Source organism: Stenotrophomonas rhizophila (assembly GCF_003651185.1).
GTDB lineage: Bacteria > Pseudomonadota > Gammaproteobacteria > Xanthomonadales > Xanthomonadaceae > Stenotrophomonas > Stenotrophomonas maltophilia_Z.
On sequence record NZ_RCDC01000006.1, the window covers coordinates 37,112 to 56,110 of the forward strand.

Below are 18,999 nucleotides of genomic sequence, written 5' to 3' on the forward strand. Positions count from 1 at the left end.
CATGCGCCTGACCCGTACCCCGTTGCTGTTGGCCCTGGCCAGCCCGTTGTGGCTGGCCGCCTGCAGTCCGTCGGCGCCGCCGCCGGCCGAGACTGCCGCCGCCGATCCCGCCCAGGGGCCGGCCACGACCATTCCGGAAGGCCGCCCGACGCCCGGTGATACTGTGCCGTCGTCCGGCCTGTCGCCGGATGCGGTCACTGCCGGCAGCCCCGCGCCGGATGCCGCTGCGCCTGCTTCGGGCGGTGCCACGACACCTGCTGCGGACGCCACCGCCACACCCGCCGCGCCGACCAGCGCTGGCACCCGCGATGTCCGTCAGCGCATCGATCAGGTCCTCGGCGATTCTGCCCAGTACGAAACGGTCTTCAACGCCTTCCAGAAAGCCGTCAATGGCGGCGATCGCGCCGCGGTGGTCGAGGAGGTTCGCTTCCCCTTGAACATCGCCAACGGCGCCAGGATCACCGGCCCCGGCGAGTTCCAGCGCAACTACGAGCGCATCCTGACCCCGGCCGTGCGCAAGGCCATCGCGGCGCAGAAATTCGACGACGTCATGGTCAACCAGCAGGGCGTGATGATCGGCGACGGTCAGGTCTGGCTCAACGGCACCTGCCTGGATCAGGCGTGCAGCCGCACCGAGGTCAAGGTCGTGACGATCCAATAAGCCGGTGCAGCGCCGGAACGCGCGTGAGTTGTGCAGGCTGCCGGCGATGCGCCGGCAGCCTGCCAAGGCTCAGGCCTTCGGCGTGAGCTTGAGCAGCTTGCCGTTGCTGCCATCTTCCAGCAGCCAGATCGCGCCATCCGGACCCTGTTCGATCTCGCGGATGCGCTCACCCATGTCGAAGCGCTCGGCCTCGCGGGCGGTGTCGCCGTCGAAGGCCACGCGGACCAGCGCCTTGGACGACAGGCCGCCGATGAAGCCGCTGCCCTTCCACGCAGGGAACTGCGTACCGTTGTAGATGATGAAACCGGCCGGGGAGATCACCGGGGTCCAGGTCACCTTGGGTGCAGCGAACTCCGGACGGGTGTCGTGGTCGGGGATGTCGCGGCCGTCGTAGTGGCTGCCGTTGGAGACGACCGGATAGCCGTAGTTGGCACCGCGTTCGATCAGGTTCAACTCGTCACCGCCGGCCGGGCCCATTTCGTGCACCCACAGCTTGCCGCGTGCATCGAAGGCGATGCCCAGCGCATTGCGATGGCCCAGCGACCACACCTGCGCGGCCACGCCCCCCTGCGAGGCGAACGGATTGTCGGCCGGCACGCTGCCGTCGTCGTTGAGGCGGATCAGCTTGCCGAGATTGCCGCTCATATCCTGGGCGGGGTCGAACTTCTGGCGCTCGCTGGAGGTGATCCACAGTTTGCCGTCCGGACCGAAGGCGAGGCGGTGGCCGTAATGGCCCTTGCCGCTGACCTTGGGGGTCTGGCGCCAGATCACCTTGAGGTCTTCCAGCCTGCCGCTGCCATCGGCCGCCAGTGCCAGGCGTGCACGCGCCACCGCAGCACCGCGGGTATCGCCGTCGCCTTCCTCGGCGTAGCTGAGATAGATCAGCTGGTTCGTCGCGAAGTCAGGGTGCGGCAGCACATCGCCGAAACCGCCCTGGCCGCCGTAGGCCACCTCGGGCACGCCGGTGATGGTGGCGGTCTTGCGGGTCTGCACGTTGAAGTGCTTCAGCGCGCCTTTCTTCTCGGTGACCAGCAGGCTGCCGTCGGGCAGGAAGCTCATCGCCCACGGTTCGTCGAAGCGGGCGAACTCGGTGGCGGCGAATGGCCACTGGGCTTTCTTGAGGACCGGTGCGGTCGGGCTGGCCGTGTCTGCCGCGACACAGGCGGTGGTGAACAAGGCGGGGGTGAGACTGATGGCGAGGGTGAGCAACAGCTTGCGGGTCATGGAAGTCTCCGTCGGGGAGGCGATGGCCAGCCCCTGTTGTACACCATGGCCATCAACGCCGCGTGGACCAGAGGTCCTGCAGACATGACAACGGCGACCCGAAGGCCGCCGTTGTCGTTTGCGCCGTTGCTCTGCGGGCAAGCGCGATCAGGTGCCGCGCGGTACGCCCTTGTCCAGGTGCGCCTGGCGCAGCGCGGTGGATTCATCCCAGCCGCGGCGCACGGCAGTGCGGGCCTGTTCCCAGCTCAGCTTGCTCTGGCCATGTTCCTGCGCCCAACGGGACTGCAGCTCGGCTTCCACTTCTTCATACGCGCGGATCATATCGTCGGCACGGGTGCGATGACCGAGTTGATACGCGGGCTCGTAATCATCGAAGAACTGATTGTTGTCGTAGTACGGTTCGCTTGGAAAGCGCTCACGCCAATAGTCCGATACGGCCTGGCGCGGGACACCGTCTTCCGGCACCCGGCCGGGAATCTGATAGTCAGTGCTCATGTGTTGGCTCCGGTTGGGTGAGGCTTCACCGTACCCAAAGCCGGGTTAACGTCATGGGCCCGCGAGGTGAATGACACATCAAGCGCCATTCACCTGCGCATCTGCTCAGCCCGGGTGATCGCGGCGCGGGAACATGTAGATCACCGCACCGACGGCGAACGCGATGCCCGCCGCAGCAATGTTCTGCCAGCTCGCACTGGCGAACAGGGCCAGGCACAACACCAGCGCCAGGATCGGAATCAACGGGCCACCCGGCAGCTTCAGTGCACCCGGGCGATCACGGAAACGACGCGCCAGCACCAGCACCGCGGCGGCCGTGCCGATGTAGGCGAACAGGCGCGTGGTCATCGACAACAGCGCCAGCTGCACGAACGAACCGGACAACGCCAGCGCCAGCGCGATCAGGCCCTGCGCGATGATCGCCGCCGCCGGTGTGCGCAAGCGCGGGTGCACCTGGGCCAGGATCTTCGGCCCGTAGCCATCGCGTGCCAAGGCGAACAGGAAGCGCGGGCCCATCATCATCGTGTTGCTGTTGGTGCCGAGGATGGAGATCGTCGCGCCCACCGTCAGGATCAAGGCGAGCGTGAGTCCACCGAAGCTGGCGGCGGCATCGGCCAGCGGCGTCGGCGAGCTGGCCAACCCGGCCAGCGTGCCCTGCGCGATGAACTGCACCGCGCCGTAGATCACGGTGACGGTGATGATCATGGTGATCAACGCGAACGGAATATCGCGGCGCGGGTTCTTGTACTCGCCGGCGGCGGCCGGAATGTTCTCGAAGCCGGCGTAGGCATACAGCAGCAGCAGCGCGGCTTCGCCCATGCGCTGCAGATCGTGCGGGTCCGGGCGCACGCCGGAGAAGGCCAGATCGGTATCGACGTAGAACACGCCGATCGCCACGAACAGTAGCAGCGGCAGCAGCTTGCCGATCACCAGAATCACCCCCGTGCGTGCCGCCGAGCGCACGCCGGCCACGTTCACCGCAGTGAGGAAACCGAGCGAGACGACGATGATCGCGACGCGGCCGATGTCATGCCCGGCCCACGGCCAGAAGCGTGCCACCGCATCGGCCAGTGCATTGCTGAGCGCGGCGGCGGAGCTGATGCGGGTCAGCCAGATCATCCAGCCGATCTCGAACCCGGCAAACCGACCGAACGCCTCACGCGCATACAGATAGCTGCCACCGGGCTCGTCGAAGTAGCTGGCGGCCTGCGCATAGCAGAGCACCAGCAGCGCGACCACGATGCCGGCGGCGACCACGCCCCACAGGCTGAAGGGGCCGAGCAGGGCAACGGTGGCGGCCGGCAGCAGGTAGATGCCACTGCCGATCACATCGTTGATCGAGAGCCCGACGATCTGCCAGCGGCTGACCGCGCGTTCGAGCTGCGGATCCGGCGGTGCGGTACTCACTGCACGGTCCCCGCCAGTACGGGCAGTTGCCACTCGGCCTGCAGGCGCTGGTACTCCGCACGCGGCAGCAGCACGAAGCGCGGCCGCGCGCTGGCATTCAACCAGGCCAGCAGCGTGGTCATCCGTGCAGGCTCCATCGCGGTGCAGCCGGCGGTGGCCTCACCGGGCGCGCGCCACAGGTGGGCGAAGATGCAGCTGCCACGGCCGGGCGTGGCCCTGGGGTTGTGCTCGATGACGAAGCCCTCGCGGTAGCGCACGTCGCCCTTGTTGTGCAGGTCCAGTCGCATCGGCTCGGTCGAGCCCTCCACGGCCTCGGCGCCGACCACCTCCGCATCGACGATGCGGTTGTAGTACGGCGAATCCGGTACATCCATGCAGTAGCTGGTATCGCGCATCGGCTGGTAGGGCAGGCCACTGGTGACGCCGGGCGCATACCCGAACGCCGGGCCGATCGCGAAGATGCCGGCCGGGCTGCGGCCGTCGCCTTCCTGCTTCTGCGGGGCTGCGGACTGGGCCGGGTGCAATCCTTCGCCCCACGCGCTGCCGCTGCGGCCCACGGCCACATCGAAGGCGGCGCCATGTGGCTGCCAGCCCGTGTCGGTGCGCTCGAAAGCCTGCAGCCTGCCCTGGGTGGCCTCCCAGCCTTCGGTGGTGACCACGACCAGCTGCGTGCTGCCCTCCAGCGTGGCGGCGAAAACGGGCGCGCTCACGACCAGCAACAAGGCGGCGGTGACGGAACGGAACAGCGACATCATCGTGGCGGACTCCAGGGATCAGCTGTCGATCAGGTGTTCGATCCGTTCCAGGTTCACCCCGAGCTGGCGGTGGCGGTCCGGGTTGGCGTGGCACAGCAGGACGAAGACAACATCCAGCAGGGACTGCAATGAGGAACGGTACAGCAGTTGCGCCACGTGCGGCGCCGGGTCGTGGGCGCACAGCACCAGGCTGGCATCGGCATGCGCGCGCAGCGGGTTGGCGCTGTGGCGGGTGATCGAGACCACCTTGCCGCCCATGTCCTGGAACTGGCGCGACAGCTGGAACAACTGCGGCAGCTTGCCGAACTCGGAAAACACCAGCATTGCATCCCCGGGTCGCGCGGCCGAGAGGTTGGCCATCATCAGGATCGGGTCGGCGTGGTGCACGGTGAGCATGCCGAGCAGCGACAGCCGCATGGCGAACTCACGCGCGTACAGGCCGTCATCGCCCAACCCGTAGACGAACACCTTGGGCGCCCCGTCGATCAGCTGCACGATGGCTTCGATGTCGGCCTGAGGATTGGCCAGCCAGGTTTCTTCTTCGGCGGCGGCCTTGCTTGCGCGCAGCCGCTCGGCGATCTGGGTGAAGCCGTCGGCCGCCTCCGGCGCGGGTGGCCGGCTGTGCGGGTCATTGCCGGCGCGCGCGACAGCCTCGCCGATGGAGTACTTGAGGTCCGGGTAGCCCTTGAAGCCGAGCTTCTGGCTGAACTTGACCACGCTGGACTGGCTGATCCCCAATGCACTGGCCAACTGCTGGGAGGAGTAATCGCGCAGGAGGTGGGCGTTGTCGAGGATGAAGTCGGCGATGCGACGTTCGATCGCCGACATGTGGTCACGCTCGGAGCGGATTTTCACCAGGGGCGGCATGGGCACGGGGTCAGGACCACCGCCGCGGCGTGATCATGTCCAGCCCACGCACCTCGGTGATGCCCAGCCCGGGCGCATCGCTGATGGTGATCTCCGATTCGTTGAAGTTGACCCCACCGGTGACCGGGTTGAACTGGCCCAGTGACGGTCCGTCGAGATCCACCTTGGTGATGATGTCGCTCTTGGCGACGGCCAGGTGCACGGCGGCGGCCACCGAGATGCTCGATTCGATCATGCAGCCGATCATGCACGGCACGCCGTAGATCGCGGCGATGTCGGCGATGCGGATCGCGTTGGACAACCCGCCGGTCTTCATCAGCTTGATGTTGATGATGTCGGCGGCGCGCTGCTGGATCAGGTCGAATACCTGGCCGGGGTTGAACACGCTTTCATCGGCCATGACCGGCGTGTTGACGCGATCGGTGACGTATTTCAGGCCACTGATGTCGGCGGCCTTGACCGGCTGCTCCAGCAGCTCCAGCACCACGCCGGCTTCTTCCAGCGCATGCATCGCGTGCACGGCCTGCTTGGCGGTCCAGCCCTGGTTGGCATCCAGCCGCAGCAGGGCGCGGCCCTGCACCGCGGCGTGGATCGCCTTGACCCGTTCGATGTCCAGGCCGATGTCCTTGCCGACCTTGATCTTCAGCGACTCGAACCCGCGTTCGATCGCCGAGAGCGAGTCGGCCACCATCTTGTCGATGTAGTCCACGCTGATGGTGATGTCGGTGGTGATCACCGGGTCGCCACCACCGAGCATGCGGTACAGCGGCGCGTTGTGCAGCTGCGCCCACAGATCGTAGATCGCGATCTCCACCGCCGCCTTGGCGCTGGTGTTGCGTTCCATCGAGGTCTGGATCAGCCCGCAGAGCCGGTTGAGGTTGGCCACGTCCTCGCCGATCAGGCGCGGCTTGATGAAGCTGTCGATGGCCTCGATGATCGAGCCGTGGGTATCGCCGGTGATCACCGCCGTGGCCGGCGCCTCACCGTAGCCGGTGTGGCCGCTGTCGGTGCGGACCAGCACCACTACGTCTTCGACGGTGTCCACGGTGCGCAGCGCGGTCTTGAACGGGGTCTTCAGCGGCACGCGCAGCATGCCGAGTTCGATGTCGGTGATCTTCATTCAGGGGGTCTGTGGCCGAAGGCGCTGGATGTTGGTGATGCGGTCGATGTAGCTCACGGTATCGCTGGCCATCATCGGCTCCAGCGGAGTGACCGACACGCCGTTGAGATGGGCCTGCACGCGCTTGCCGTCCGCGCCGATCCAGCCGCCGCCGGCGGTGTCATGGATCAGCCAGGTGCGGCCGTCGATGTGGCCGATCGCCATCATCACGTGGCCGGGGATGTAGACCAGATCGCCGACCTGCAGCTCTTTTACGGCGGCGTCGCGCGTGGGCTTGCCGTCCTTCGCGGTGAAGGCGATGCGGTCCAGCGCGGGGCTGATCGCCTGCGCGCTGGTGTTGCGTGGCATCAGCACGCCCACGCTGCGGTAGATCTCAGAGACGAAGCCGCTGCAGTCGCGGGTGTCGTAATCGTGGCCCCAGCCGTAGCGTTCGCCGAGGAACTTGAAGGCCTGGGTCAGCAGTGTGCGCGGGGTCAGCGGCAGGTAGTCATCCGCAGTGTCCTGCGAACGCGGCAGCAGCGCCGGGATCAGTGCCAGGCGACCGTCGGCTTCGCGTACCGGCAGCCGCACCACATGCGCGGCATGTGCCTGCTGGCCATTGACGGTCTTCTCCAGCGGCCAGTCGGCGATCACCGGCAGGCGCACGCCCATGTCCAGTTGAAGCCGCGACACGCGCGGTTCCTCGGGCGTGTAGGCGGTGAACGCCGTGGCGCCGGTGACCACGCGGTAAGGACCGTGCTGACCGTAGCCGAGCACGGTCTCCGCATCGCCGATACCCACGAAGCGCCTTTCGATCCACGCCGAATACCGTTCGCTGGTGATGAACAGCCAGCGCCCGTCGGCGCTTTCATGCAGCACCGCCACCGCATCGCCGGGGAACAGCGCCGACTCCTGGAAGCGGTCGATATCGGTGTCGCCCTGGCTGCTGAACACCCGCAGCGCGGTCGGGAACGCCCGCAGCGCGGCACGATGGGTCACCAGGCCGTACTGGAGGGCGCGCTGCGCCGGTATCGCGTCCAGCGCGAGATTGGCCAGCGTCTCACTGCGCTGCCCGTCGCTGATGGGCTTGCCATCCTGGCCATACAGCGTGCGCTGTGGCCACGTGGACAGGGACTGGATGCTGCCCAGCACTTGAGCGCGGGGCAGCTGCGCCGGCAGCGCGCGGAGATCGTGGATCGAGGCGTCTTCGGCACGCATGCGGGCGTTCTGCGCGGCGATAGCTGCGCGATCAAGGATCACGCGGTCCGGATCGGGCAGGCGATCGGCCCAGAAGCCGGGCGCGAGATAGGCCTCGCGCAGGGCGATGACCCCGCCGAAATCGGCGGCGGGCGCAGCACGCGGCGCCTCGGCCCATGCCGGCGCCAGCGTCGTCGCAAGGACCGCCGCCAGTAAAGTGCGCGAAAGCCAGCGGGACCGCACGGGGCGGTGGGGGGAAGCCAGGATCATCACGCGGTCACCCTCCTCGGAAGCATCAGGAATATTTATTCCTTTTTTCGACGAAAGCAAGAATAAATTATTGACCGGCTATCAGGCCCGTGTTACACAGCGATTACCCCACCCGCACCTTGGGAAGTGTCGCCGTGGATCCTGTGATGCGCAAACCGCGATTGCCTCTGCCTGCTGTCTGGTGCCTGTGCGCTGGTCTGCTGGCAACGCCGTGGGGGCTGGCCGCTGCGCCGGCCGCGCTGCCGACGGTGATAGCCGGGATCGACCGCGGTGCGTTCGCGCAGGCCGAGGCCGACATCGCGGCGGCGTTGCAGGATCCGCGCCTGCCGGCAGCCGATCGTCAGGCCTATGCCTTCGAGCGCGAACGCATGCGTCGCATGCGACTGGACTTCACCCTGGACGCGTCGGCTGCCAAAGCGCAGCTGCGCAAGCAGATCCCCGACCTTCGCGAGGACGAGTTCGCGCGCTGGGAGGCGGCCGGCCTGATCGAACACCTGGATATCGATGGCCAGCGCCGCTACTTCAAACGCGCGCCGTCCAATCTGTTCCGGATCAGCGCCGAGGCACGCGCGCGGCGGGCACCCGATGCCCCGGTGCCGAAGGATGGCCCTTACGAGCACCTGCACCCGCACCACGAGGAGATCGTCGCTGCGGCCCGCGCTACGGGCGCGACCAGCCTGGTGCCGCGCCGCATCGAGGTGACCCAGTCGCTGGTGGTCAAGCCCGATGCCGTGCCTGCCGGCGAAATCATCCGCGCGTGGATTCCGTACCCGCGCGCCATCCCCGGGCAGCAGCAAGACATCACCTGGATCGCGGGTTCACCGGCCGGCGCGCAGGTGGCGCCTGAAGCCACCCTGCAGCGGACCGCCTACCTGGAGCGCAAGGCGGTGGCCGGCACGCCCACGGAGTTCCAGATCCGCTACGCAGTGACTGTGTACGCCCGGCATATCGAGGTCGATCCGGCCAGGGTCCAGCCCACGCCGCAGGATCCTGCGCTGAAGCCGTACCTCGCCGAGCAGGCGCCGCACATCGTGTTCACCCCGGCGCTGCGCGCGTTCTCGACGAAGGTAGTCGGGACGGAGACCGATCCGTACCGGATCGTGCAGAAGCTGTTCGACGCGGTGGACGCCATTCCGTGGGCCGGTGCGCGCGAGTACGCGACGATCGCCAACATCAGCGATTACGCCCTGCACGCCGGCCATGCCGATTGTGGGCAGCAGACGCTGCTGCTGATCGCCCTGTTGCGCCTGAACGGGATTCCCGCGCGCTGGCAGTCCGGCATGGTCTATTCGGACGATGCGGTCGGCTACAACAACCTGCACGACTGGGGCGCGGTGTATCTGGCCCCATATGGCTGGGTGCCGATGGATGTCACCACCGGCCGGCTGGACAGCCCGCAGCCGGCGTTGCGCGATTTCTATCTGGGCGGGCTGGATGCCTATCGCATCGCCTTCAACGACGACTACGGCCAGCCGCTGGTGCCAGCCAAGCAGCACGTCCGCTCGGACACGGTGGATTCCCAGCGCGGTGAGGCCGAGTGGTCCGGCGGCAACCTGTACTTCGATCAATGGAATTACGACGTCCAGTCGCACGTGGTGCCACTGGAGGCAACGCGGTAAACAGCGGTATCCACGATTCCACATCTGCAGGAGAGAGCAGGGAATGAATGCAAAGCGATTGAAGCGTGCGGCGTTGTACGCCGCGCTGGGGGTGTGTCTGGGCAGCCTGGTGCCGATAGGCGCCTCGGCACAGAACGTCAGTGGTGCCGTGGCCGGCCGTGCGACGGCCGGTGACCAGGTGACGGTGGTCAGCAACGGCACCGGCCTGACCCGCACGGTCACCGCCAGTGCCGATGGCAGCTACCGCCTGGGTCAGTTGCCGGTCGGCGATTACCAGCTGCAGCTCAGCCGTGATGGCCAGAAGCTGGGTGAGCCGTTCGCGGTGAGCGTGGCAGTCGGCGGCACCACCACCGTCAATCTGGCCAGCAGCGGTGACGTGGTCAACCTCGATGCGCTGCAGGTGATCGGTGCCCGCGTGGTCAACCGCGTGGACGTGTATTCCACCGAGACCTCGTTCAACGTCAACCGCCAGGAGCTGTCGCGTCTGCCGGTGGCGCAGGATCTATCGGCAGTGGCATTGCTGGCACCCGGTGTGGTGGGCGGCAATTCCTCGTTCGGTGGCCTGTCCTTCGCCGGTTCCTCGGTGGCAGAGAACGCGGTCTTCATCAACGGCTTGAACGTCACCGACATGTACACCCGTCGTGGCTTCTCCAGCGCGCCGTTCGGCTTCTTCAACGAATTCCAGGTCAAGACCGGTGGCTACTCGGTGGAATTCGGGCGTTCCACCGGCGGCGTGATCAATGCGGTGACGCGCTCGGGCACCAACGAGTTCCAAGGCGGCGTGGAAGTCACTGCCGAACCGAGCGCGCTGCGCTCCAGCCCACGTGACCACTTCCATCGCGACGGCACGCCGCATTCCTATGCCAGCCGCGACGACAGCTCGTTCCTGAAGACCAACGTCTGGGGTTCCGGCCCGATCATCAAGGACAAGCTGTTCCTGTTCGCGATGTATGAAGACCGCGACGACACCGGCCACAACACCTCCTCCGACGCACTGAGCTGGTTCAAGAACAAGAGCGACAACGGCTTCTGGGGCGCCAAGCTGGATTGGAACATCAACGACAACCACAGCCTGGCGCTGCTGGCGTTCTCCGATGAGGGTGAGATCACCAACGGCGCGTACAACTACGATTGGGATGATGATCAGATCGGTGCGTGGGGCGGCGATTCAGTCACCGAGACCGGTGGCAAGAACTGGTCGGCAACCTACACCGGTCACTTCGGCGAGAACTTCACCGCGCGTGCCATGGTGGGCGAAAACAACCAGCGCGCCTTCACCAACTCCTCGCTGGATGAAGCGTGCAGCCCGGTGTTCACCGACGCCAGCTATGCGTCACGTCTGGGCAAGCTCAACGGCCTGCGCCCGGGCTGCCACCCCACCGGCGCCGCCGTTGCCGAGCGCGATGACACGCGCGAAGTCGCGCGGTTGGACTTCGAATGGCAGCTGGGCACGCACCTGCTGCGCTTCGGTGTGGACCGCGAGCTGATGACGACCAAGCAGTCCACGCGGTACCCGGGCCCGACCCAGCTCAGCTACACCGCCTACGTCGCCCGGCCGGGCGATGAAGTGTGGGATGGCGCCAACGCCTATGTGCCGGCCGGTGTGACCGAGATGCTGCGCGCACGCAATCGCGTGTCCGGCGGCACCTTCGAGACGGAAGCCAACGCGTTCTATCTGGAAGACATCTGGAACATCACCCCGAACCTGATGTTGAACCTCGGCGTGCGCTGGGACCGCTTCGAGAACCGCACTGCCGACGGCGATGCCTTCATCAAGATGGACGACCTGATCGCGCCGCGCTTCGGTTTCTCGTGGGACATGAAGGGCGACGGCAGCACCAAGCTGTTCGGCAACGCCGGCCGCTATTACCTGCCGGTGACCAACAACATCAACGTCAACTTCGCCGGTGGCCTCACCGACGAGTACTCCTACTACGTGCTCAACGGCTGGCAGCAGCAGGCCAACCCGGTCACCGGTGCGCCGTACATGGCCCCGGTCATCGGCCAGCAGATCGGCCCGGTCGATACCCGCATGAACACCGGTGCGGCCGACCTGCGCCAGAGCGTGGACAAGGATCTGAAGGCGGTCTACCAGGACGAGTACATCCTCGGCTTCCAGACCATGATCAACCAGGCCTGGTCGTGGGGCGTCAACGCCACCTACCGCAAGATGGACCGCGCGCTGGATGACATGCGCATCAACCACACCCCGTGCGGGCCGACCGGCACCACCCTGTGGCCGATCGCCAATCCGGGCGAGAGCCTGACGATCTGGGGCGACTCCAGCATCGGCTGCGCCACCGAGGGCTGGATCACCATTGATACCTCCAAGGATGGCTACCGCAAGGGCGGCAGCCTGGAGGTGGTGGGCTATTCCAAGCCCAAGCGCACCTACAAGGCGCTGGAATTCCAGATCGACCGCGCGTGGGATGAGAAGTGGCTGTTCAACGCGTCCTATCTGTGGTCGCGCAGCGATGGCAACTTCGAAGGTCCGGTCAATTCGGATACCAACTACGGCGACACCGGCATGGTCCAGCACTGGGATCATCCGTCCAACAACCAGCGCTATGGCCCGCTGTTCAACGACTTCCGCCATCAGTTCAAGTTCCGCGCCGCCTACGCGCTGAACGAGCAGTGGTCGTTCGGCACCACGCTGCAGGTGTTGTCCGGTGGCCCGATCACCGCCTTCGGCGTGATGTGGCCCAACGACACCGTGGCCGGCGGCAGCACCTCCAGTGAAGGCAGCGGCGGCGGTACCGGCTGGCTGTGCGTGGCCAACTGCTCGGGCGCGTACAACCAGCGCCAGTTCGAGTACAGCCCACGCGGCGCCTTCGGTCGCCTGCCGTGGACCTGGACCATGGGCGCCAACGTCACCTGGCGGCTGCCGGTGGAGGGCATCGACCTGAGCGCACGCCTGTCGGTCTACAACCTGTTCAACAACCAGACCGTCATCAACGTGCACCAGCGTTATGAAGCCCAGCCGGGCCAGGTGCGTGAGAACACCTTCAACACCGGCACCCGCTGGCAGGCACCGCGTTACACGCAGCTGATGGTGACCTGGAACTTCTGATCCGTCCCGTGCGTGGCAGGTGCCGACAGTGCGTCGGCACCTGCCGTCACCGCCATACGGTAGGTGCCGACCGGTGGTCGGTACGTGCCTTCCACGGGCGGCTTCGGTTGCACGTCCTCCGGTCATGACGAGGGAACCCATGCCGTCACGCGCTTCAACACACAGTCGATCCCGCCTTCTCACGCTTGGCTTGGCCTGCACCCTGGCCATCGCCCACAGCGCACGGGCAGCCGAGCCCACCGACACCTTCAATCGCCTGCTCGATCAGACCGTCGCCCACGAACAGCTGCCGGGCATCGCCATGGCCGTCGTCGACGATGGCAACCCCGTCTTCATCGGCACTCGTGGCGAGCGCCGCGCCGGGCAGGGCGAGGCCATCGATGCGGATACCCTGTTCAAGATCGCCTCCAACAGCAAGGCGATGACCGCCGCGCTGCTCGCCCGTCTGGTCGACCGCGGTCTCCTGCGCTGGGACGACCCGGTCATCAAGTACCTGCCGCAGTTCCGCATGCACGACCCGTGGGTCACGCAGCAGATGCAGGTGCGTGATCTGCTGATCCACAACAGCGGCCTGGGCCTTGGCGCGGGCGATCTGATGCTGTGGCCCGAGCCGAACAGGTTCACCCGCCAGGACATCATCGCCGGGCTGGCCCACCTCAAGCCGGTCACCAGCTTCCGCAGCGGCTATGCCTACGACAACCTGATGTATGTGGTCGCCGGCGAAGTCGCCGCCGCAGCCGGTGGCAAACCGTACGATCAACTGCTGCGCGAGGAAGTCTTCTCGCCGCTGGGCATGGATCGCTGCCAGGTCGGCGCGTGGTCGGTCGCAGCGGTGGGCAACGTCGCCCAGCCGCACACGCGGAAGGACGGCCGCAACGTGGTGCGTGGTGCCGATGGTGACACCAGCGCCGATCTGACCTCGATGGCCGCCGGCGGCATCCGCTGCAGCCTGCGCGACATGACCCGCTGGATGCAGGTGCTGCTCGATCCGGCGCTCGTGCTCGGTTGGCTGAGCACGGCGCAGCGCCGCGCGCTGTGGACCGCGCACATGCCGATGCCGCTGGGCGAGCGCCAACGCCGCTGGGACAACGCACATGTGTCCGCCTACGGCTACGGCTGGCGCGTGTCGGATATGGACGGCCAGTGGAAGGTGGCCCACACCGGTACGCTGTCAGGCATGTATTCCTCGCTGGCGCTGCTGCCGGACCGCAAGGTCGGCGTGGTGATCCTGATCAACAGCGACGCCGAGGATGCACGCATCGCGCTGATGCAGGCCGCGTTGAAGACCTACACCGCACCGGAGGAGACGGCCGACGTGAGCCACTACCTGGCCCTGCTGGGCCAGGAGCGCACTGGCCGCCGCGATGCCGGGCAGGTGCGCCCGGATACCGGCGCGCGCCGGGCCGCCTCGCTTCGCACGACCGCCGCCGCGCACGGCCGTTATCGCGATCCGTGGCTGGGCGAGGCGCTGCTTTGCCCGGAGCAGGGCGTGCTGCGTTTCAGCGTGGCCAAGTCGCCGATGCTGCGCGGCCAGGTCATGCAGCTCGGTGAGCGCTGGCTGGTGCAGTGGGATACGCTCGGGGCCGATGCCGAGCCGTGGTTGCAGCTGCAGCCAGGCGCGACGCCCGCCTTGACCTTGGCCGCGATCGATCCGGAGATCGACTTCAGTTATGACTACCAGGACCTGCACTTCACCCGCACCGGCGATTGCCCGTAGCGCGCTGCTGCTGGCACTGCTGGCCGGCAGTGCCCACGCGGCAGCGCCAGCGGTGACGATCTCGCCCGCCCGCGATGTGGCTGAGGCCGGACTGGTCGACATCCGCACGCTGACACCGGCGATCGAACAGGACATCCGCTACGCCGGCCCCGACAACTTCACTGGCCAGCGCGTGCCCGGCTATGACGCGCCCAAGTGCTATCTGCTCGCCCCGGCGGCTACTGCACTGGCACAGGTGGAGGCCGACCTGCGTGCGGATGGCTTCGCGCTGCGGCTCTTTGACTGCTACCGCCCGGCCCACGCGGTGAAGGCCTTCGTCGCCTGGGCACAGGATCCGCACGAGCAGTCGCGCAAGGCGCAGCAGTACCCGGACCTCGACAAGCCCGCCCTGCTCGGTGGCTACATCGCCGAGACCTCCGGCCACAGCCGCGCTGCCACGGTCGATCTGACCCTGCTCGATTGCCGCACCGGCCCCTGCGCGCCCGTGGACATGGGCACCGACTTCGATTTCTTCGGCCCGCGCGCGCATACCGATGCGCCGGAGATCAGCGCGGCGCAGCGCAGCCACCGCCAGCACCTGCGCCAGGCGATGGCGCGGCATGGCTTCGCCAACTACCCGATGGAGTGGTGGCATTTCACCCTGCAGCCCGAGCCGGCACCGACCACTGCCTACGACGTGCCGGTCCGCTGAGGCGCACCGCTACACTGTGCGCTGACCGCCGGATCGGACCACGATGAACCTGCCGCTGCACGTTGGATTGCTGGGAACGCTGGAGGCAGGGCTGATCGCGCTGTTGGTCGGGCTGCTGGTGTATGCGCTGTGGCATCGCCTGTGCCGCTGGGCAGGCTGGACCGACGGGCATGCGATCGGCTGGGCCTGCGTGATCGCGGTGGTGGCCTCGGCCGGCATCGATGCGTGGAATCTCTTCTATATGGGCATGATGCGGCTGGAGTCGCCGCTGTATGCGCGGTTGTTCCTCGCCGGTATCCATGATCCGAACGAGCTGGGCTCGCGCGTGGTGCTCGAAGTGGCCGGTGCGATCGGCGGTGTGGCGCTGGGGTGGCTTTTGTTCAGCTCCCGCTCAGGCGAAAAAAACAGCAACACCGCGTGAGATTGCGTTCGCATCCGGTTAAATGCCCGGCCAATGAATGGGCGTGTTACCAACTGCTCACCTGCGGCTAACCACTGCGGTAATGCACACGTTCGCGCAGGTGGTTAAGGCCGCGTGCGCAGCGCGGTCGAGGGGCAATATCGATTCACAAACGGGGTGGCAGTGTGGGGCCGTGCGGAAACAACAGGCCGCGCAATACCTACCAAGGAGACCACCCCAATGACTACTCGCATCCGCAAGCCCCTGATCGCCCTGATCGTCGCCGCAGGCAGTGTGCTGGCCATGCCGGCGATGGCCCAGTCGGCACAGCACAGTGCCGCGCAGGCGCAGAATCAGGCCGCCCAGGCACAGCAGGCGGCGGCGCAGGCCGGTGACGCAGCCGATACCGCGGCCAATGCCGCTGCGCAGGCCTCCGCGCAGGCCAATGGTGGCGGTGGCCAGACGTGGGCCAGCGTCGATATCGACGGGAACGGCACCATCAGCAAGGCCGAGGCGCAGGTCAACGCGGGCCTTGCCCAGGTGTTCGACCAGGCCGATACCAACAAGGACGGCGAGCTCTCGCCGGATGAATACAAGGCGTATGTGGCCGCCCAGCAGGGCAAGGCCGCCGATAACGGCGCCCAGCAGAGCAAGTAAGGACCGGGGACACCGGTAGCGCAGTGAGGGGGAAAGGGCGGCTTCGGCCGCCCTTTCTTTTTGCGCTGCCGGGGTGGGGCCGCTGGGCCGCTGTTGGTATCCTTGGCCGATGATGACTTCCCTGCCCACGCCGCAAGGCGCTATCGGCCTGGTTGGTTTTGACGGTGATGACACGCTGTGGAAGAGCGAGGATTTCTACCGCAAGGCCGAGCAGGACTACCTGGATATCCTGTCGCGCTACATCGACGTGCATGACACGCAGACCGCGCGCCATCTGCTGGAAGTGCAGCAGCGCAACCTCGGCGTGTTCGGCTACGGCGTGAAGGGCATGACCCTGTCGATGGTGGAAGCCGCCATCGAGATCACCAACCAGACCATCAGCGCCCGCGACCTGCAGCAGATGCTGGACATCGGCCACGACACTCTGCGCCACCCGGTCGAGCTGATCGACGGTGTGCGTGAGTCGGTCACCGAGATCGCCCGCGATTACCCGGTCGTGCTGATCACCAAGGGCGACCTGTTCCATCAGGAGGCCAAGATCAAGGTGGCCAACCTGCGCGACCTGTTCCCGCGCATCGAGATCGTCTCCGAGAAAGACCCGGAAACCTATGCCCGCGTGCTGGAGGAGTTCGATCTGCCGATCAAGCGCTTCGTGATGGTCGGCAATTCGCTGCGCTCGGACATCGAGCCGGTGGTCACCCTCGGCGGCTGGGGCATCCACACTCCCTACGCGGTGACCTGGGCGCACGAAACCCAGCACGGCGTGGCCGACGACGAACCGCGCATGGTCGATGCACCGACCGCCTTCGACTGGCCGCAGGCGCTGCGGACCATCGAAGCCAAGGCCGCACAGGCCGGATGATGCGCGCCGGCCTGCTCGCGCTGCTGCTGATGCTGCCCTGGGCAGCCGTGGCCGAGCAGACCCCGGAGAAGTCCGCCGCCTACGTGGTGGACACCGGCGATGCCTGGGTGGACACCCAGCTGAAGGACATCAACCACTACGCCGAGCGCTACCCGGACAGCTTTCTGGATGAAGTCTCGCGCTATGCCGGCGTCTCGCGTGGCTACATCGCCGCGCTGATGCACACCCACGGCTGGCAGGCCGGCGACATCTGCTTCGCCTGTTTCTGGGCGCATGTGATCGAACGTTCCTGCCGCGAAAGCGTGCAGACGTGGTCGCGTACGGTACCGGAGGAGGGCGAGGCCAAACGCTGGGAAGCGGTGGTGGCCCAGCTGCCGGTCACGCCGACCAACCTGCACTGGCGCGCCTTGCGCCACGCCATCGTGGCCAGCCACGACCACTGGGACCGCCCGGTGAAGCTGGACGCGACGCTGCAGCGCCAGCTGGGGAACCGCGAGCAGCGCCAGCGCACGGCGAGCAGTCCCACGCCACCTGCGCGCTGAGGGACTTCTTTGCTGCTGTGCAGATCGCGGTAACCCCCGCGCTCGGCGACAATGCGCGATTGCTGCCCCCCTCGTGATCCGTTGCCGAGTACGTAATGAGCGCCGACTGTTTCGTTTCACCCGACGATATCCGCAGCCTGTTCGCCCAGGCGATGTCCACCATGTACCGCACCGAGGTGCCGCTGTACGGCACCCTCGTCGACCTGGTGGCCGAGATCAACGACGCCGTGCTGACCGCCACTCCGGCGCTGGCCGAGCAGTTGGACCGCACCGATGAACGCGCCCGGCTGGACCACGAACGCCATGGTGCGATCCGGGTCGGCACGGCGGAAGAACTGGCCACGCTGGGCCGCCTGTTCGCGCTGATGGGCATGTACCCGATCGGCTACTACGACCTCTCGGTGGCCGGCGTGCCGGTGCATTCCACCGCCTTCCGCCCGCGCACCGCGCAGGCGCTGGCGCGCAATCCGTTCCGCGTGTTCACCTCGCTGCTGCGGCTGGAGCTGATCGAGAACGCCGCGCTGCGCGAGCAGTCCGCTGCCATTCTTGCCCAGCGCCGGATCTTCACCGACACCGCGCTGGCCCTGATCGCGCAGGCCGAACGCGAGGGTGGCCTCGACGAGGCCGATGCGCGCCGCTTCGTCATCGAAGCACTGGAGACCTTCCGTTGGCATGGCGACGCCACGGTGTCACTGGATACCTATCACGCGCTGCATGACGCGCACCGGCTGATCGCCGATGTGGTCAGCTTCCGCGGCCCGCACATCAATCACCTGACCCCGCGCACGCTGGACATCGACGCTGCGCAGGACGGCATGCTGGCCCGTGGCATCGACGCCAAGGCCGTGATCGAAGGTCCGCCACCGCGCCGCTGCCCGATCCTGCTGCGCCAGACCAGCTTCAAGGCGCTGGAAGAAACCGTGCACTTCCCCTCGGGGGAGGCAGCGGACGCCGGCACGCATACCGCGCGTTTCGGTGAGATCGAACAGCGCGGCCTCGCCCTGACGCCCAAAGGGCGCGCGCTATACGACCAGCTGCTTGCGCAGGCGCGAGACAGTGGGGGTGCCGGCAGCACCGGCCAGGATTACCCGACGCGTCTGGCCGCGGCCTTCACCGCCTTTCCGGATGACCACGACACCCTGCGCCGCGAGGTCTTGGGGTACTACCGCTACGCGCTGACCGACGCCGGTCGCGCCAACCCGGGTGCGGTGGGTGATCTGCCGGCCGAAGCGCTGATTGCCGCCGGGCTGGCCAGTGCCGATCCGATCGTCTACGAGGATTTCCTGCCGGTCAGCGCCGCGGGCATCTTCCAGTCCAATCTCGGCGGCGACGAACAGCGCGCCTACGCCGCACATGCCAACCGCGATGCCTTCGAGCAGGCGCTGGGCATGACGGTGGAGGACGAGTTCGCGATCTACGCGCGGCTGCAGGCCGAATCGCTGGCAAGCCTGCGGGGCGGCTGACGG

The 18,999-nt window shown here is 67.0% G+C and carries 17 protein-coding genes; 10 read left to right on the plus strand and 7 right to left on the minus strand.

What is annotated here, in order from left to right:
• Position 1 precedes the first annotated feature (1 nt).
• The gene (locus BCL79_RS14385) at positions 2 to 661 is read left to right on the plus strand and encodes a hypothetical protein (RefSeq protein ID WP_310793645.1); all 660 of its coding nucleotides are present in this window, start codon (positions 2 to 4) and stop codon (positions 659 to 661) included.
• A gap of 69 nt (positions 662 to 730) precedes the next feature.
• On the opposite strand, the gene BCL79_RS14390 is transcribed toward BCL79_RS14385, so the two are convergent.
• The 7 genes from BCL79_RS14390 to BCL79_RS14420 form a co-directional block, all read right to left on the minus strand.
• Positions 731 to 1,885 carry a PQQ-dependent sugar dehydrogenase gene (locus BCL79_RS14390; RefSeq protein WP_121042285.1) on the minus strand — a complete coding sequence of 385 codons (1,155 nt, stop codon included), beginning with the start codon at positions 1,883 to 1,885 and terminating at the stop codon, positions 731 to 733.
• Positions 1,886 to 2,032: 147 nt separating this feature from the next.
• Positions 2,033 to 2,380: a hypothetical protein gene (locus BCL79_RS14395; protein WP_121042287.1), complete on the minus strand. Its 348-nt coding sequence runs from the start codon at positions 2,378 to 2,380 to the stop codon at positions 2,033 to 2,035.
• A gap of 105 nt (positions 2,381 to 2,485) precedes the next feature.
• The gene (locus BCL79_RS14400) at positions 2,486 to 3,787 is read right to left on the minus strand and encodes an APC family permease (RefSeq protein WP_121042289.1); all 1,302 of its coding nucleotides are present in this window, start codon (positions 3,785 to 3,787) and stop codon (positions 2,486 to 2,488) included.
• A complete protein-coding gene (locus BCL79_RS14405; RefSeq protein WP_121042291.1) occupies positions 3,784 to 4,542 on the minus strand; it encodes a L,D-transpeptidase family protein in 759 nt (252 codons plus the stop codon). Before BCL79_RS14405 ends, BCL79_RS14400 begins: the two co-directional genes overlap by 4 nt.
• Positions 4,543 to 4,560: 18 nt before the next feature.
• Positions 4,561 to 5,409, minus strand: coding sequence for a MurR/RpiR family transcriptional regulator (locus BCL79_RS14410; RefSeq protein ID WP_121042293.1), 849 nt, complete (start codon positions 5,407 to 5,409; stop codon positions 4,561 to 4,563).
• Between the two features lie 10 nt (positions 5,410 to 5,419).
• Positions 5,420 to 6,529: a dipeptide epimerase gene (locus tag BCL79_RS14415; protein WP_121042295.1), complete on the minus strand. Its 1,110-nt coding sequence runs from the start codon at positions 6,527 to 6,529 to the stop codon at positions 5,420 to 5,422.
• On the minus strand, positions 6,530 to 7,975 hold the full coding sequence (locus BCL79_RS14420; protein ID WP_121042297.1) for an SH3 domain-containing protein: 1,446 nt from the start codon (positions 7,973 to 7,975) through the stop codon (positions 6,530 to 6,532).
• Positions 7,976 to 8,109: 134 nt separating this feature from the next.
• On the opposite strand from BCL79_RS14420, the gene BCL79_RS14425 reads away from it, so the two are divergent.
• The 9 genes from BCL79_RS14425 to hglS all read left to right on the plus strand — a co-directional run bounded on the left by BCL79_RS14425 (position 8,110) and on the right by hglS (position 18,996).
• The gene (locus BCL79_RS14425; protein ID WP_121042299.1) at positions 8,110 to 9,594 is read left to right on the plus strand and encodes a transglutaminase-like domain-containing protein; all 1,485 of its coding nucleotides are present in this window, start codon (positions 8,110 to 8,112) and stop codon (positions 9,592 to 9,594) included.
• A 43-nt stretch (positions 9,595 to 9,637) separates the two neighbouring features.
• Positions 9,638 to 12,664 (plus strand): TonB-dependent receptor, encoded by a 3,027-nt coding sequence (locus tag BCL79_RS14430; protein ID WP_121042301.1) that lies wholly within the window; start codon positions 9,638 to 9,640, stop codon positions 12,662 to 12,664.
• 139 nt (positions 12,665 to 12,803) lie between these two features.
• Positions 12,804 to 14,381, plus strand: a complete 1,578-nt coding sequence (locus BCL79_RS14435; RefSeq protein ID WP_121042303.1) for a serine hydrolase domain-containing protein — start codon at positions 12,804 to 12,806, stop codon at positions 14,379 to 14,381.
• On the plus strand, positions 14,335 to 15,072 hold the full coding sequence (locus BCL79_RS14440) for a M15 family metallopeptidase (protein WP_259462183.1): 738 nt from the start codon (positions 14,335 to 14,337) through the stop codon (positions 15,070 to 15,072). Before BCL79_RS14435 ends, BCL79_RS14440 begins: the two co-directional genes overlap by 47 nt.
• Positions 15,073 to 15,115: 43 nt before the next feature.
• Positions 15,116 to 15,493 carry a hypothetical protein gene (locus BCL79_RS14445; RefSeq protein WP_121042305.1) on the plus strand — a complete coding sequence of 126 codons (378 nt, stop codon included), beginning with the start codon at positions 15,116 to 15,118 and terminating at the stop codon, positions 15,491 to 15,493.
• A gap of 219 nt (positions 15,494 to 15,712) precedes the next feature.
• Positions 15,713 to 16,129 carry an EF-hand domain-containing protein gene (locus tag BCL79_RS14450; protein ID WP_121042307.1) on the plus strand — a complete coding sequence of 139 codons (417 nt, stop codon included), beginning with the start codon at positions 15,713 to 15,715 and terminating at the stop codon, positions 16,127 to 16,129.
• Between the two features lie 109 nt (positions 16,130 to 16,238).
• Complete coding sequence (locus BCL79_RS14455; protein WP_121042309.1) at positions 16,239 to 16,991, plus strand: HAD family hydrolase; 753 nt, start codon at positions 16,239 to 16,241, stop codon at positions 16,989 to 16,991.
• The gene (locus BCL79_RS14460; RefSeq protein WP_121042311.1) at positions 16,988 to 17,533 is read left to right on the plus strand and encodes a hypothetical protein; all 546 of its coding nucleotides are present in this window, start codon (positions 16,988 to 16,990) and stop codon (positions 17,531 to 17,533) included. The genes BCL79_RS14455 and BCL79_RS14460 overlap by 4 nt, the downstream gene beginning before the upstream one ends.
• Before the next feature lie 95 nt (positions 17,534 to 17,628).
• Complete coding sequence (gene hglS / locus BCL79_RS14465) at positions 17,629 to 18,996, plus strand: 2-oxoadipate dioxygenase/decarboxylase HglS (RefSeq protein ID WP_121042313.1); 1,368 nt, start codon at positions 17,629 to 17,631, stop codon at positions 18,994 to 18,996.
• Positions 18,997 to 18,999: the final 3 nt, after the last annotated feature.

What these genes read in the sequence shown, in the direction of transcription:
- BCL79_RS14385 (WP_310793645.1), top strand. Translation starts at nt 2, where the DNA reads ATGCGCCTGACCCGTACCCCGTTGCTGTTGGCCCTGGCCAGCCCGTTG.
- BCL79_RS14390 (WP_121042285.1), bottom strand. Translation starts at nt 1,885, where the DNA reads ATGACCCGCAAGCTGTTGCTCACCCTCGCCATCAGTCTCACCCCCGCC.
- BCL79_RS14395 (WP_121042287.1), bottom strand. Translation starts at nt 2,380, where the DNA reads ATGAGCACTGACTATCAGATTCCCGGCCGGGTGCCGGAAGACGGTGTC.
- BCL79_RS14405 (WP_121042291.1), bottom strand. Translation starts at nt 4,542, where the DNA reads ATGATGTCGCTGTTCCGTTCCGTCACCGCCGCCTTGTTGCTGGTCGTG.
- BCL79_RS14410 (WP_121042293.1), bottom strand. Translation starts at nt 5,409, where the DNA reads ATGCCGCCCCTGGTGAAAATCCGCTCCGAGCGTGACCACATGTCGGCG.
- BCL79_RS14415 (WP_121042295.1), bottom strand. Translation starts at nt 6,529, where the DNA reads ATGAAGATCACCGACATCGAACTCGGCATGCTGCGCGTGCCGCTGAAG.
- BCL79_RS14420 (WP_121042297.1), bottom strand. Translation starts at nt 7,975, where the DNA reads ATGATCCTGGCTTCCCCCCACCGCCCCGTGCGGTCCCGCTGGCTTTCG.
- BCL79_RS14430 (WP_121042301.1), top strand. Translation starts at nt 9,638, where the DNA reads ATGAATGCAAAGCGATTGAAGCGTGCGGCGTTGTACGCCGCGCTGGGG.
- BCL79_RS14435 (WP_121042303.1), top strand. Translation starts at nt 12,804, where the DNA reads ATGCCGTCACGCGCTTCAACACACAGTCGATCCCGCCTTCTCACGCTT.
- BCL79_RS14440 (WP_259462183.1), top strand. Translation starts at nt 14,335, where the DNA reads ATGACTACCAGGACCTGCACTTCACCCGCACCGGCGATTGCCCGTAGC.
- BCL79_RS14445 (WP_121042305.1), top strand. Translation starts at nt 15,116, where the DNA reads ATGAACCTGCCGCTGCACGTTGGATTGCTGGGAACGCTGGAGGCAGGG.
- BCL79_RS14450 (WP_121042307.1), top strand. Translation starts at nt 15,713, where the DNA reads ATGACTACTCGCATCCGCAAGCCCCTGATCGCCCTGATCGTCGCCGCA.
- BCL79_RS14455 (WP_121042309.1), top strand. Translation starts at nt 16,239, where the DNA reads ATGATGACTTCCCTGCCCACGCCGCAAGGCGCTATCGGCCTGGTTGGT.
- BCL79_RS14460 (WP_121042311.1), top strand. Translation starts at nt 16,988, where the DNA reads ATGATGCGCGCCGGCCTGCTCGCGCTGCTGCTGATGCTGCCCTGGGCA.
- hglS (WP_121042313.1), top strand. Translation starts at nt 17,629, where the DNA reads ATGAGCGCCGACTGTTTCGTTTCACCCGACGATATCCGCAGCCTGTTC.